Origin of the sequence: Enterobacter sp. 50793107 (assembly GCF_001463365.1) — a bacterium.
In the GTDB taxonomy this organism is placed as follows: domain Bacteria; phylum Pseudomonadota; class Gammaproteobacteria; order Enterobacterales; family Enterobacteriaceae; genus Enterobacter; species Enterobacter cloacae.
In genome coordinates, this window is sequence record NZ_LNII01000014.1 from 92,007 (window position 1) to 105,756 (window position 13,750).

12 protein-coding genes are annotated in these 13,750 nt (G+C 57.3%); 3 read left to right on the forward strand and 9 right to left on the reverse strand.

Annotated elements, in window-relative coordinates; all coding sequences use genetic code 11:
* Positions 1 to 143: 143 nt before the first annotated feature.
* Complete coding sequence (locus APU11_RS02850) at positions 144 to 1,400, forward strand: nucleoside permease (RefSeq protein ID WP_013098677.1); 1,257 nt, start codon at positions 144 to 146, stop codon at positions 1,398 to 1,400.
* A 33-nt stretch (positions 1,401 to 1,433) separates the two neighbouring features.
* On the opposite strand, the gene citG is transcribed toward APU11_RS02850, so the two are convergent.
* From citG to APU11_RS02890, 8 genes are read right to left on the reverse strand one after another with little or no spacing between them, the layout of a single operon-like run.
* Positions 1,434 to 2,237: a triphosphoribosyl-dephospho-CoA synthase CitG gene (citG, locus tag APU11_RS02855; RefSeq protein WP_058650702.1), complete on the reverse strand. Its 804-nt coding sequence runs from the start codon at positions 2,235 to 2,237 to the stop codon at positions 1,434 to 1,436.
* Positions 2,215 to 2,754, reverse strand: a complete 540-nt coding sequence (gene citX / locus APU11_RS02860) for a citrate lyase holo-[acyl-carrier protein] synthase (protein WP_058650703.1) — start codon at positions 2,752 to 2,754, stop codon at positions 2,215 to 2,217. The genes citG and citX overlap by 23 nt, the downstream gene beginning before the upstream one ends.
* Before the next feature lie 2 nt (positions 2,755 to 2,756).
* Positions 2,757 to 4,274 carry a citrate lyase subunit alpha gene (citF, locus tag APU11_RS02865; RefSeq protein ID WP_058650704.1) on the reverse strand — a complete coding sequence of 506 codons (1,518 nt, stop codon included), beginning with the start codon at positions 4,272 to 4,274 and terminating at the stop codon, positions 2,757 to 2,759.
* 10 nt (positions 4,275 to 4,284) lie between these two features.
* Entirely contained in the window at positions 4,285 to 5,160 is an 876-nt protein-coding gene (gene citE / locus APU11_RS02870) for a citrate (pro-3S)-lyase subunit beta (RefSeq protein WP_045902702.1), read from the reverse strand.
* Positions 5,157 to 5,450 carry a citrate lyase acyl carrier protein gene (gene citD, locus APU11_RS02875; protein ID WP_013098682.1) on the reverse strand — a complete coding sequence of 98 codons (294 nt, stop codon included), beginning with the start codon at positions 5,448 to 5,450 and terminating at the stop codon, positions 5,157 to 5,159. Before citD ends, citE begins: the two co-directional genes overlap by 4 nt.
* A 16-nt stretch (positions 5,451 to 5,466) precedes the next feature.
* Entirely contained in the window at positions 5,467 to 6,489 is a 1,023-nt protein-coding gene (gene citC, locus APU11_RS02880) for a [citrate (pro-3S)-lyase] ligase (protein ID WP_038983522.1), read from the reverse strand.
* Positions 6,490 to 6,499: 10 nt separating this feature from the next.
* Positions 6,500 to 7,363 carry a fumarylacetoacetate hydrolase family protein gene (locus tag APU11_RS02885; protein ID WP_023621451.1) on the reverse strand — a complete coding sequence of 288 codons (864 nt, stop codon included), beginning with the start codon at positions 7,361 to 7,363 and terminating at the stop codon, positions 6,500 to 6,502.
* Between the two features lie 17 nt (positions 7,364 to 7,380).
* Positions 7,381 to 8,742 (reverse strand): 2-hydroxycarboxylate transporter family protein, encoded by a 1,362-nt coding sequence (locus APU11_RS02890; RefSeq protein ID WP_013098685.1) that lies wholly within the window; start codon positions 8,740 to 8,742, stop codon positions 7,381 to 7,383.
* Positions 8,743 to 9,086: 344 nt separating this feature from the next.
* On the opposite strand from APU11_RS02890, the gene APU11_RS02895 reads away from it, so the two are divergent.
* A complete protein-coding gene (locus APU11_RS02895) occupies positions 9,087 to 10,724 on the forward strand; it encodes a sensor histidine kinase (protein WP_058650705.1) in 1,638 nt (545 codons plus the stop codon).
* On the forward strand, positions 10,714 to 11,406 hold the full coding sequence (locus APU11_RS02900) for a response regulator (RefSeq protein ID WP_014833240.1): 693 nt from the start codon (positions 10,714 to 10,716) through the stop codon (positions 11,404 to 11,406). The genes APU11_RS02895 and APU11_RS02900 overlap by 11 nt, the downstream gene beginning before the upstream one ends.
* Before the next feature lie 54 nt (positions 11,407 to 11,460).
* Here APU11_RS02900 and APU11_RS02905 read toward each other — a convergent pair whose 3' ends face one another.
* Positions 11,461 to 13,596, reverse strand: coding sequence for an ornithine decarboxylase (locus APU11_RS02905; protein WP_058650706.1), 2,136 nt, complete (start codon positions 13,594 to 13,596; stop codon positions 11,461 to 11,463).
* Positions 13,597 to 13,750: the final 154 nt, after the last annotated feature.

The window sequence follows — 13,750 nt, forward strand, 5'->3', positions numbered from 1 at the left end:
TCCAAACTGCAAATTAATGTGGATTGCATTTTTTTGCGGGAGGTAACAAAACATATCGTTGCCAACTGATAGAATTGCATCAAATAACAACCCTGAATGTTCCTATAACAACATATCTCCCGCTCACTTGTGAGGAAAGTAACATGAACCTTAAGCTGCAGCTTAAAATATTGTCGTTTCTGCAGTTCTGCCTGTGGGGTAGCTGGCTGACTACACTCGGCTCCTATATGTTTGTGACGCTCAAGTTCGATGGTGCGTCAATCGGTGCCGTCTACAGCTCGCTGGGTATCGCGGCGGTCTTTATGCCAACGCTGCTGGGGATCGTGGCGGATAAATGGTTGAGTGCGAAATGGCTGTACATGCTTTGCCACCTGGTGGGCGCGGGCACGCTGTTTATGGCAGCCCAGGTCACCACGCCGGGGGCGATGTTTATGGTGATCCTGCTTAACTCGCTGGCCTACATGCCAACGCTTGGGCTGATCAACACCATCTCCTACTACCGCCTGAAATCCGCCGATATGGATATCGTGACCGACTTCCCGCCTATCCGTATCTGGGGCACCATCGGTTTTATTATGGCAATGTGGGGCGTGAGCTTCGCGGGCTTTGAACTGAGCCATATGCAGCTCTACATCGGTGCGGCGCTCTCCGTGGTGCTGGCACTGTTTACCCTGACGCTGCCGCATATTCCGGTATCTAACCAGCAGAAAAACCAGAGCTGGAGCACCATGCTTGGCCTGGACGCCTTCGCGCTGTTTAAAAACAAACGCATGGCGATCTTCTTTATCTTCTCCATGCTGCTGGGCGCGGAACTACAAATCACCAACATGTTCGGCAATACCTTCCTGCACAGCTTCGATAATAACCCGCTGTTCTCAGGCAGCTTTATCGTTGAGCATGCGTCGGTAATGATGTCCATCTCGCAGATCTCTGAGACGCTGTTCATCCTGACCATCCCGTTCTTCCTGAGCCGCTACGGCATCAAGAACGTCATGCTGATCAGTATTGCCGCGTGGATGCTGCGCTTCGGCCTGTTCGCCTACGGTGATCCAAGCCCGTTCGGCACCGTGCTGCTGGTTCTGTCGATGATTGTTTACGGCTGCGCCTTCGACTTCTTCAACATCTCCGGTTCGGTGTTTGTGGAAAAAGAGGTGAAACCTGAAATCCGCGCCAGCGCACAGGGTATGTTCCTGATGATGACCAACGGCTTCGGCTGTATCCTGGGCGGTGTGGTGAGCGGTAAAGTGGTTGAGATGTATACCACCAACGGCATTACCGACTGGCAGCCAGTGTGGCTTATCTTCGCCGCATACTCGCTGGTGCTGTTCTTCGCGTTTATCGTGCTGTTCCAGTACAAGCATGTACGCGAACCGCACGGCGCACAGCCAGTCGCGCATTGATTATTGTGCCGGGTAGGCGAAGCCGCCACCCGGCTATTTTATTGCAGCAAGCACCCACCCCACCGACAGCAAATCCGCGCTGCCGCCCGGGCTCAGGTTGCGTTCAATTAATGCGTTATCCATTCTACGCAACGCTTCACCATCCCAGCCGTCAGCCAGCAGTTCCCGCGCATAGTCCTGAACGTAGCCCAGCCCCTCAATGCCGCCGCGCGACACCAGATTGCTGTCCTGATTGATTGCCATCAGGCGTAACAGCAGGCCGTGAAGTGAATGTCCGTTCCACTGCCCCAGCGCTTTACGCACCGTCGCAAAACCACTCTCCGCCTCGCCGCGCGCGCCGGTTAAGCCGTACTGCCGGAACTGCCGCTCCCCCGCCGTCGCCTGCCCGCTGCGTTCGGCCAGCTCCCGCGAAACCAGCCCGTGGCAGATGTTACTCACCTCACAACAGAGGCTTTCTGCGGAGATATTTTTCACACGCCCGGCGGCGAAGCAGAGTAAACCAAGGGCAAAAATGCCCCCTTTGTGCGTGTTCACCCCGTTCGTCGCGGCATACATCGCCTGCTCACAGGCCATCCCCATCGGGCGGAGGAGCCGTAACTGTTCGCCTGCGGGTTTATCGGCATGCGTGTTACCCAACTCAGCAAAGCGCGAAAACCACGGCGTAATCGCCATAATGCTGCGGACAAACAGCGCGTGATCCATATCGCGATGGGAGCCGTTATTGAGCCTGTCCACCAGCCCCGGTTTCGGTGTCAGCGCCAGCTCCTGCCACAGCGCCTCTGCGGCAAGCGCGGGGACGTTAAGCGGGCGCGGTTTAGTCGCGAGCAAACCAGTCATCGATCATCTTCTCCACGCGCGCCACCACCTGCTCCACAGGATGTTTGCGCGAACGGGAACAGGCGTGGGCCGGTTCATCACAAATCAGGCAGCGTCTGAGATAGGAGCCCAGCGACTGACGTCCAACCTGGCCGTTTTCAGGGCAAATCACATCCAGATCCCACAGCCTGCCAAGCGGGTGCGTCTGCTCCAGCTCCGCACAGTGGGCTTTGATTTCTGCCGCGGGATGGGCCACACACCACAGCGCTTCGGGCCCGGTCGGGAGCCACAGCACCTGGCGGTCCAGCACCTGCCAACGGTTTTCCCACAATAGCTGGTCGCACATTTGTAACGCCACGCCCATGGTGTTGCGATAGCGCAGGCTCTCTTTGATCTCCCCGGGTGTTACCAGCGTGAGGGAGATCACCGGTTGTTGATAGTGCGTAAGCCAGTCAGCCTGACGGGCTGCGCGGCGCTCTTTCGCCGCCAGCAGCGCGTCCAGGCTGACACCCGCCCGCACGGGTGTCGCAATGGTCATATTCACTCCTTTACCTGTCGAACGGTGTCGATCACGCTGCCGTCGCGGTAGCGGATCACCCCGACAATTTTGTCTGTGAACTCAATTGGTTTCGGTACGCCTGTCAGCGAAATTGCCCGCTCATAGAGGGCGTTGATATCCACAACCTTCAGCCCTGCTTCCATGAGGCGTTCGCGGATCTCCGGGCGCGCCGGGTTGACCGCAATGCCGTGATCGGTGACCAGCACGTCGATGCTTTCGCCCGGCGTAAGGCGTGTGGTAACGCGTTTCACCACCGTCGGAATGCGGCTGCGCAGCAGCGGCGCAACGACGATGGTCAGGTTCGCCGCGGCGGCCACGTCGCAGTGCCCGCCGGACGCGCCGCGCATCACGCCATCGGAGCCGGTAATGACGTTAACGTTGAAATCGACGTCAATCTCCAGCGCGCTGAGGATCACTACGTCGAGCTGGTCGCAGCTTGCCGCCTTACTGCCGGGGTTGGCGTAGACGTTAGTGGAGATCTCCACGTGGTTCGGGTTGCGCGCCAGCGAGGCCGCCGCCTGGCCGTCGAAGCACTGGGTATCGAGCAGCTTTTCAATCAGCCCCTTCTCGTGCAGATCCACCAGGCTGCCGGTGATGCCACCCAGCGCAAAGCGTGCCTTCACGCCGCTGCGCTCCATCTTCTCTTCCATAAAGCGGGTGCAGGCGGTGGCCGCCGCGCCAGAGCCGGTCTGCATCGAGAAGCCCGGTTTAAAATAGCCGGAGTGCTCAATCACATCCGCCGCATAGCGGGCAATCATCAGCTCGCGCGGATTGCTGGTGACGCGCGCCGCGCCGACGCTGATTTTTGCCGGATCGCCCACGCTCTCCACCTGCACGATGTAGTCCACCTGATCCTGTACCAGGCTGGCAGGCATATTGGGGAACGGCACCAGCGCTTCCGTCAACAACACCACCTTGCGGGCAAAATGGGCGTCCACCATCGCGTAGCCCAGCGAGCCGCAGCACGATTTCCCGTGCGTGCCGTTGGCGTTACCAAACTCATCGCTGCACGGCACGCCAAGAAACGCCACGTCAATGTTCAGCTCACCGTCCTGCAGCAGCTTTACGCGCCCGCCGTGAGAGTGAATTTGTACCGGCTCGTTCATCAGCCCGTGGGAGATGGCATCCGCCAGCTTGCCACGCATGCCGGAGGTGTAGATCCGGGCGATCACCCCGCTTGCTATATGCTCGATCAGCGCGTCGTTGCAGGTCATCAGCGAGCTGGAGGCGAGGGTCAGGTTTTTGAAGCCCATCCGCGCCAGCAGCGCCACGACGGTGTTGATCACCCGGTCGCCTTCACGAAACGCGTGGTGGAAGGAGATGGTCATTCCGTCCTTCAGGCCGCTACGCCTCACCGCCTCTTCAATGGAGGCGCAGAGTTTGCGGCTGTGTTTCGCGTCGCTGTCCGCCAGCCACGGCGTGGCGCTGTGGGCGGTATCAAACGGTTTTAACTCCCGCAGATGGGGAAAATTCACATGGAGAAGTTCTGTCTGGTTCATTGTGTCATCCTTACCGACGCACGCCGGAAGCCGCCGCGCGTTCGAGCACCACCTGCGCGTGGTTAATAATCGGTGCATCCACCATCTTGCCGTTGAGCGACACCACGCCAAGGCCGTTACGTTCGCCCTCTTCTGCCGCTTCAATCACCCGAAGGGCGTGATCCACCTCTTCCTGGGTCGGCGCGTAGGCGTTATGCAGCAGGTCTATCTGGCGCGGGTTGATCAGCGATTTGCCGTTAAAGCCCATCTTGCGGATCAGATCGACCTCGCGCAGGAATCCGGCCTCATCGTTAACGTCTGACCACACCACGTCGAAGGCGTCGATGCCTGCCGCGCGGGCGGCGTGCAGCACGGCGCAGCGGGCGTAGAACAACTCGGTGCCGTCGCCGCGCTCGGTCTGCATGTCCATCACGTAGTCAAAGGCGGCCAGTGCAATACCAATCAAGCGCGGCGAGCTGCGGGCAATCGCCACGGCGTTGATAACGCCAATGGCCGATTCAATCGCCGCCATCACGCGGGTGGAACCAACCTCGCGCCCGCACTCCTGCTCGATACGCTCAAGGTGGCCTTCCAGCTCGTAGATGTCGTCCGGGGTGTCGGTTTTCGGCAGGCGGATCACGTCCACGCCGGCACACACGGCGGCTTCCAGATCCAGCAAGCCAAACGGCGTGCTCAGCGGGTTTATGCGCACCACGGTTTCGATGTCCTGATACATCGGGTGCTGCAGGGCGTGGAACACCAGCATTCGCGCGGTGTCTTTCTCGCGCAGAGCAACGGCATCTTCAAGGTCAAACATGATGGAGTCTGGACGGTAGATAAACGCGGTTGAAAGCATGGCGGCGTTGGCGCCCGGCAGGAACAACATACTGCGGCGGAGTTTGCTCATTTCAGCGCCCCCCAGTTAATGGCCTGTTCATCGGCAGCACGCAGAAGCGCACTTTGCAGGCGGGCGCGGATCACACAGTCCAGCGCCCCTTTGTCTTCAATAATGATAAGTCCCTGGTGCACGTTCATGGCGCGCAATGTCTCGTTGACCACCTGGCGAATTTGCTCGCCAAACTGCTTAATCACTTCACTGTGGATGACTATCTCCAGCTCGCCGTGAGCGGGAGCAATTTTCACCATCAGGTCGCTGGACTCCTGCGTTCCGGCCAGCGCCTCCCTTACAATTTTCATGATAAATTCCTGGTAGTTAAGCGACTTCGGCACTCGCACGGTAGTGTGTTTCGAGGTGCGCGAAGGTGGAGTCCGGGACAATCTCCCGGATCCGGGAAAACTGCTGAGTCTTGAGCAAGCGGCGCACTTCGGACGCTGAAATGGCATTGCCGGTGGCCTTGATGCGCGGCATTTCCACCACCTCAATCTGCGGGCTCAGCAAGGCGTGCAGCGTCTGGTTGTACTGACGGGTGATATCGCAAAACGGCTCGGAGCCGATAAAACGATGGGTAATGCCCAGCGCCGGTGCGATAAAGTCGCGGAAGATCAGCACGTCGATTTCGCTCCACGCCTGCTGCACTTTGCCGGTCTCTTTCAAAAAGTAGGCCGGGAAGGTGGCGCGGGAGATGATGTACTGTGAGCCTTCGTGCACGGTCACATTTGGCAGATGCGCGACGCCCGCACGCACCATTCCGAGGCGCGCGCTGAACGGAAAGAACGAGGCATCTTCACGCACCACAAACAGGTGCAGGGCATCACACTGCTTCGCCGCCTGCTCCACCAGATGACGGTGGCCGAGGGTGAACGGGTTGGCGTTCATCACTATCGCGCCAGTCTTCTCCCCGCCCTTGCGCATCCTGCCCAGGGAACGGCAGTAACGCTCGATCCCCTGCGGGGTGTTCTCCATCAGCACGGCGTTGTTGCCGCTCTGGGCAATGGGCCAGAAGCCGCTGCGCGCAAAGCGCTCCTTATTGCACGGTCGCGTGCAGAGGAAGAGGTGAAAATGACCGCGCTCCAGCGCCGCATTCTGCACCTCCGCCAGCAAGCGCGCGCTGAGGTTCTCGCCGCGAAGCTGCTCGTTCACGGCCACACACTTGATGACGTTGGCGGCAAGACCGGCGCAACCCACCAGTTGCGCGCCGGACCAGGCTTCGACAAACAGCGTGATGTCGTTGTCCAGGCCAAGGCCGCTGTCTGCCAGCAGGTAACGGATCTGGCTTAAGCGTTCCGGGTGTTTCGCCACCAGCGTGTGGCGAAAATCGATGGGTTGACTGTTCATGCCGCCTTTCTCAGTGTGCCGCCGCAAGCCCGGTGGCTGGCGCTTCCACAATCACGTTGCTCAGATGACCGATATGCTCGATCTCCACTTCAATGCGATCCCCCTCTTTCATAAACAGCGGCGGATTACGCTTTTTACCCACCCCGCCCGGGGAGCCGGTGATGATCACATCGCCCGGACTTAAGCGGGTAAAGGTGCTGATGTACTCGATCAGCTCCGCAACCTTGTGGATCATGCTGCTGGTGTTATCTTCCTGCACCATGCGGCCGTTCAGCCAGGTACGGATCGCCAGCCTGTGCGGGTCCGGGATCTCATCGGCCGTTGCCATCCACGGGCCAAACGCGCCGGTCTGACGCCAGTTCTTACCGGCAGTAAACCAGGTGTGCTGCCAGTCGCGGGCGGAGCCGTCCATGTAGCAGCTGTAGCCCGCCACGTGGCGCAGCGCCTCGTCACGGCTGATGTTTTCCCCGCCCTTGCCGATGATCACCGCCAGCTCGCCTTCGTAGTCGAATTCGCTGGAGTGACGCGGCTTCAGCACCGGCTCGTTGTGGCCGGTCTGCGAATCCGGGAAGCGCACGAACAGCGTCGGTGCCGGGTTGTGCTGGTCAAACTCCTTGCGCTTGTCGGCGTAGTTCATGCCGACGCAGAGGATTTTTTCCGGCTGCTCAATCACCGGTAAGAAGGTGATGGCGCTCATCGGCACGTCCACGGCATCGTTCAGGTAACGGGTGGCCTGCGCCAGCCCGTTGCCCTGCAGCAGCGCTTTGAGGTCGCTGTAGCGGTCGCCGAGACGGCGACCTAAATCAATCACACCTTCGGCCTGGACGATGCCGTAGCTGCGTTTTCCCTGGTATAAAAAGCTTGCGAGTTTCATTGTTCTTTCCTGAAAACTTAAACGAGGAAGTTGCCCAGAATCAGCAGTGAGATAGAGACGTTAATCGCGCCGCCGATACGGGTAGCAATCTGGGCGAAGGGCATCAGGCTCATACGGTTGCCTGCGGTCAGGATCGCCACGTCACCGGTACCGCCCTGGCCACTCTGGCAGCAGGAGACGATGGCGACATCAATCGGGTGCATACCAATCTTTTTGCCGACGAAGAAGCCGGTCGCCACCAGTGAAGAGACGGTACTGATAATCACCAGCAGGTTAGTCAGCGTGAAGGCCGCGACCAGTTCATGCCATGGGGTGATCGCCACACCGACCGCGAAGAGGATGGGATAGGTCACCGAGGTCTGGAAGAATTTGTACACCACCTGAGAGCCTTCCAGCAGACGCGGAGAGGCACCGTTGCAGAGCTTCACCAGCACCGCCATAAACAGCATGCCAACCGGAGCAGGCAGACCAATCAGCTTGTGGCCGAGCATGCCCAGCATGTAGAGCAGCACCGCCAGCAACGCACCGGAGGCGATGGTGGTGACGTCCGCTTTGCCAGAGAACGCCGGTTGAGAAACGGTGGCATCGGCATTCGCGCGGTTCGGCATCAGCTGACCTTCACCGGTCAGGTGTGGATAACGCTTGCCCAGCTGGTTCAGACAGCCGGAGATGATGATAGCGGTCAGCCCGCCGAGCATGACCATCGGCAGCACGCGACCGAGCGCCACGCCCTGATCCATGTGCAGCAGGGTGGCGTAGCCGATGGAGAGCGGGATAGCCCCTTCGCCCACGCCGCCTGCCATAATCGGCAGAATGATAAAGAAGAAGATCTGGAACGGCTCAAGACCCAGCGCCAGACCCACGCCCATCCCCACCAGCATGCCGACGATCTCGCCGCACAGCATCGGGAAGAAGATGCGCAGGAAGCCCTGAATCAGCACGGTGCGGTTCATGCTCATGATGCTGCCGACAATAATGCAGCAGATGTAGAGATAAAGAATGTTGGTGGATTTATAGAACTTAGTGGTGGATTCCACTACCACATCCGGCAACAGGCCGTAATAGACCAGCGCGGAGGGGATAAAGGTGGCGCAAATCGCCGCCGCGCCGAGCTTGCCGACAATCGGCAGGCGTTTGCCGAACTCACCGCAGGCAAAGCCGAAGAACGCCAGCGTCGCCACCATCACCACGATATCGCTTGGCAGTTTTCCGCCCAGACAATCAATGGCAATCAGCGCGCCCGCCAGGACAAACAGCGGCAGAGGAATAATCCCGATTTTCCAGGTATCCATAATATGCCACCAGCGCTCTTTGAGCGATGGCCGCTGAATATCAATCGGGTCGTGGGTAACAGAGAAAGAATCGTCAGTTGTGCTCATAATAAGCCCCTTAGTTATTTTGTGCGTTCAGCTTAGAGTCACAAAGGCTTACTTTATGTGAGGAATGGCATATTAAAAGCGAAGTTTTAATGGCGACTATGGTTTTAATGGTTTCTTTTATTTAATGTGATTTGCCCCTTATTTATTGCCGTGGTTTTTATGGTTTCTTTTCTAAACCGAACAAACAAATAACATTTACACGGTGGTGTTTAAGGGAAAACCCTTTCAGATAATTCTTTTGCAGGCCTTGCTGTGCAAGGGATCACAAGTTTTCGGCAAAGCGGGTATCCACGCGAAAAAAGATGATATATTGACAAACCTCGTTGATACCACGCGTGATTGTTATGAAAGTATCGTTTCAGATTAAGCTGTTTGTTTCGCTGGTTGTCTTTTTCTCAGTGCTTTTTGCTTTGCTGGGCGGATATTATTATGTCGACGTTAGCCGACAGCTTTATCAGGAAATGAGCGCACGCGCAAAAATACAGGCGGAAGAGATCGCCCTTATTCCGTCATTACGAAAAGAGGTCGAACAAAAAGATATCAACGCCATTCACGATTTTATGCAGAAAATAGCCACCCACAGTGATGCCAGTTTTATTGTGATTGGCGATAACAAAGGGCTGCATCTGTTTCATTCCGTTTTTGCCGACAGAGTGGGCCATACGCTGGTCGGCGGAGATAACGAAGAGGTCCTGCGAGGTAAAAGCACCACCACCATCCGCAAGGGAGGATTAGGCATTTCACTGCGCAGCAAAGCGCCCATTTTTAACGATGCCGGTCAGGTGGTAGGGATTGTCTCAGTAGGCTATCTCACCAGCTATCTTGAAACCATCACCGTCAGTAAAGTGGTTAACATCCTGATCGCCGCCGTACTGTTACTGCTTGCCCTCTTTATCTTCTCCTGGTTCTTTACCCGCAGTATCAAGAAGCAGATTTTCTCCCTGGAGCCGCGAGAGATTGGTCTGCTGGTGCGCCAGCAGAAGGCGATGATGGAGTCCATTTATGAAGGGGTGATCGCCATAGACGATGAACGGCGAATAGAAGTGATTAACCAGGCGGCACGCAAACTGCTGGGCCTGAGCCAGCCGGCCCGGGAACTGCGCGGACAGCTGATAAGCGAGGTAATCGATCCTGTTCCGTTCTTCGAAACACAAACGATGCTCGCCAAAGATACCCATGACGAGATTTGCCGCTTTAACGATCTCACGGTGATCGCCAGCCGGGTGCGCATCATGCTGGAGAACTCTCTGCAGGGCTGGGTGATCACCTTCCGCGATCGCAACGAGATCGACTCGCTCAGCGCCCAGCTTAGCCAGGTCAAACGCTATGTTGATAACCTGCGCATTATGCGTCACGAGCAGCTAAACCGGATGACCACTCTCTCCGGCCTGCTGCATATGGGCCGCTACGAGGAGGCGATTGGCTACATTCAGGCGCAGTCGGAACACGCTCAGGAGCTGCTGGACTTTATCTCTTCGCGCTTCAGCTCCCCGACCCTGTGCGGCCTGCTGCTGGGAAAAGCCGCGCGGGCGCGGGAGAAAGGCGTCGAGCTGAACTTTGACCCGACCTGTCGGCTGGACAGACCGTTCCTCACGCTGCCTGAAGAGGCGCTGATTTCTATCATTGGCAACCTGCTGGATAACGCCATTGAAGCGACCCAGCGCTCGCCGCTTCCGCATGCTCCTGTGGAAGTGCTGATAAAACTGAGCGAACAAGAACTCATCATCGAAGTGGCCGATCAGGGCGTGGGCATTAAACCGGAGATCCGTGACAGGATATTTGAGCGCGGCATCACCACCAAAACGCGCGGCGATCACGGCATTGGTTTGTATCTGATCGAAAGCTATGTCACACAGGCTGGCGGTGCAATTGAGGTTGCCGATAACACGCCGCGGGGGGCGATTTTCTCACTGTTTATCCCCGCCACGGGAACCGCCCGGCATCCCGCACAGGAACAGGAAGATACCGATTATGCAACATGAACTTATCGACGTACTGATAGTTGAAGACGAGAACGAACTGGCGCAACTGCACGCAGAGCTGATCGGCAAACATCCGCGTCTTAGACTGGTGGGGATTGCCTCGTCGCTGGCGCAAGCGCAGGTTGAGCTTGAAAGTAAACAGCCGCAGCTGATGTTGCTGGATAACTACCTGCCGGACGGGAAAGGCATCACCCTTATCAGTAACCCGATGCTCGCCCGCGCCAACTGTTCGGTGATTTTCATCACCGCCGCCAGCGATATGGACACCTGCAGCCAGGCCATTCGTAACGGGGCGTTTGATTACATCCTGAAGCCGGTTTCCTGGAAGCGGCTCAGCCAGTCGCTGGAGCGTTTTGTGCAGTTTGCTGAGCAACAGCGGGTCTGGAAGATTGTCGACCAGCAGAACGTCGATTCTTTATACCAGCTACAGGCGAAAAACTACCGCCAGGACAACGGCAGCAAAGGTATTGAGGAAAATACACTGGCGCGGGTGCAGGCGCTGTTTAACGACAAGGCGACGCACTGTTTTACGGTGGATGAGGTGGTGAGTGAAACGGGGCTGAGTAAAACCACCACCCGGCGCTATCTGGAGCACTGCGTGGAGGCAGGTTTTCTGACGGTGGAGATGCTGTACGGCAAGATTGGGCATCCGCGGAGGATGTACAAGCGTAGTGCGGTTTGAAGAAAAGTTCCCTCTCCCTGTGGGAGAGGGTTAGGGTGAGGGCAACAGCCCGCACTATCTCAATACATACCCATAAAGCCGCTTAATCCCGTCGGCATCCTTTTCGCTGTAAACGCCCTGCAGCTCCGGCGAGAAGCCCGGCAGCAGGTTAATCCCCTCTTCCAGCGCCAGGAAGTAACGCTGCACCGCCCCGCCCCAGACTTCTCCCGGCACCACGCACAGTACGCCAGGCGGATACGGCAGCGCGCCTTCGGCGGCAATGCGCCCTTGCGCATCACGGATGCGCACCAGCTCTACGTTCCCGCGAATGTACGCCTGATTGGCATCCTGCGGATTCATCACTACCGCAGGCAGGCTCTCCTTGCGGAACATCGCTTTCTGCAGATCTTTCACATCAAAACTGACGTAGAGATCGTGCATCTCCTGACACAGCTGGCGGAGTGTGTAATCCCGGTAGCGTACCGGGTATTTCTGATAGATGGTCGGCAACACGTCCGCCAGCGGCGTATCGTCTTCAATATGCTGTTCAAACTGGCCAAGCATCGCCACCAGCTGCGCCAGCTTCTCGCTGCTTTCGGCAGGCGTCAGCAGGAAGAGGATCGAGTTGAGATCGCACTTCTCCGGCACGATGCCATTTTCCCGCAGATAGTGCGCAAGGATGGTCGCCGGAATACCGAAATCAGTATATTCCCCGGTTTCAGCATCGATGCCCGGCGTGGTCAGCAGTAGCTTGCACGGATCGACAAAGTACTGATCGCGGGCATAGCCCTCAAATCCGTGCCATTTGGCCCCCGGCTCAAAGCTGAAGAAGCGACGTTCGCTGGCGATGACCTGAGTTGGATGATCCTGCCACGGACGGCCTGCCACCACTGGCGGAATAAACGGTTTGATCATATGGCAATTTGCAATGATCGCCTTACGCGCTTCAATCCCCAGCTCGACGCACTCCGCCCACAGCCTGCGTCCGCTCTCCCCTTCGTGAATTTTTGCGTTCACATCCAGTGCCGCAAACAGGGGATAAAACGGGCTGGTGGAGGCGTGCAGCATAAATGCGTTGTTCAGGCGTTTGTGCGGACAGAAACGCGCCTGACCCCGGATGTGGTTATCCTTTTTATGGATCTGCGAGGTTTGCGAGAACCCGGCCTGCTGCTTATGCACCGACTGGGTCACGAAAATGCCCGGATCGTTCTCGTTCAGCTCCAGCAACAGCGGGGAGGTTTCCGCCATCATCGGAATAAATTGCTCGTAGCCCACCCACGCAGAGTCAAAGAGGATGTAATCGCACAGATGGCCGATCTTGTCGATCACCTGACGGGCGTTGTAGATCGTGCCATCGTAAGTACCAAGCTGGATCACTGCCAGGCGGAACGGGCGGGTCTCGTCTGCCTTCTCCGGCGCAACGTCGCGGATCAGATTGCGCAGGTACGCGTCGTCAAAGCAGTGTTCGTCAATCCCACCGATAAAGCCAAACGGGTTACGCGCCGCTTCCAGATACACCGGCGTCGCGCCCGCCTGAATCAGGGCCCCGTGATGGTTGGATTTGTGGTTATTGCGATCAAACAGCACCAGATCGCCACGGGTCAGCAGCGCATTGGTCACCACCTTGTTGGCCGCCGACGTACCGTTCAGCACGAAGTAGGTTTTATCCGCGTTGAACACTTTCGCGGCGAACTTTTGCGCATGCTTGGCGGAACCTTCGTGGATCAGCAGATCGCCGAGCTTCACGTCGGCATTGCACATATCGGCGCGAAAAACGTTCTCACCAAAGAAGTCATAGAACTGTCGTCCCGCCGGGTGTTTTTTGAAAAACGCCCCGTGCTGGTGGCCCGGACAGGCAAAAGTGCTGTTGCCCATTGCAACATACTGGCTCAGGGTGTCGAAAAACGGCGGTAACAGGTTCTCTTCGTAACGGCTGGCGGCAGATTCCAGTTCCAGGAACTCCTGCGCTTTACCCGAGATGACAGCCGTGGCGCCATCGGGCACGTCCGTCGGCTCTTGCGAGAATAAATAGACCGGTAAATGAAAGCCCGTGCGTTTCAGCAACGCAAGAATGCCACTGCGACTCTCCGCGAGCGTAATGACGACTGCCGCCACATCGGTAAAATCAGTGTTATCCAGCGTCACCTTTTCGCGATGCGTGGACACAGTGGAAACCAGCTCACGGCTGACGGCGATTTTCATGGTTTTCATAGGCGCTATATACCCTCACCGAACGGTGAGACAGGGAGGAGAAAATTCGCGCAATAATGTCACCTTTTATTTTGAGGTGCAAGAAGGAATCAGTATGCACTTCACCACCCAAAGCTAAGCGTAAAAAAGCGCTGGCGTGTCATAATCATGCAAT

Bases quoted from the DNA above. Each gene is read 5' to 3' on its own strand.
- APU11_RS02850 (WP_013098677.1), top strand. From the start codon at position 144: ATGAACCTTAAGCTGCAGCTTAAAATATTGTCGTTTCTGCAGTTCTGC.
- citG (WP_058650702.1), bottom strand. From the start codon at position 2,237: ATGACTGGTTTGCTCGCGACTAAACCGCGCCCGCTTAACGTCCCCGCG.
- citX (WP_058650703.1), bottom strand. From the start codon at position 2,754: ATGACCATTGCGACACCCGTGCGGGCGGGTGTCAGCCTGGACGCGCTG.
- citF (WP_058650704.1), bottom strand. From the start codon at position 4,274: ATGAACCAGACAGAACTTCTCCATGTGAATTTTCCCCATCTGCGGGAG.
- citE (WP_045902702.1), bottom strand. From the start codon at position 5,160: ATGAGCAAACTCCGCCGCAGTATGTTGTTCCTGCCGGGCGCCAACGCC.
- citD (WP_013098682.1), bottom strand. From the start codon at position 5,450: ATGAAAATTGTAAGGGAGGCGCTGGCCGGAACGCAGGAGTCCAGCGAC.
- citC (WP_038983522.1), bottom strand. From the start codon at position 6,489: ATGAACAGTCAACCCATCGATTTTCGCCACACGCTGGTGGCGAAACAC.
- APU11_RS02885 (WP_023621451.1), bottom strand. From the start codon at position 7,363: ATGAAACTCGCAAGCTTTTTATACCAGGGAAAACGCAGCTACGGCATC.
- APU11_RS02890 (WP_013098685.1), bottom strand. From the start codon at position 8,742: ATGAGCACAACTGACGATTCTTTCTCTGTTACCCACGACCCGATTGAT.
- APU11_RS02895 (WP_058650705.1), top strand. From the start codon at position 9,087: ATGAAAGTATCGTTTCAGATTAAGCTGTTTGTTTCGCTGGTTGTCTTT.
- APU11_RS02900 (WP_014833240.1), top strand. From the start codon at position 10,714: ATGCAACATGAACTTATCGACGTACTGATAGTTGAAGACGAGAACGAA.
- APU11_RS02905 (WP_058650706.1), bottom strand. From the start codon at position 13,596: ATGAAAACCATGAAAATCGCCGTCAGCCGTGAGCTGGTTTCCACTGTG.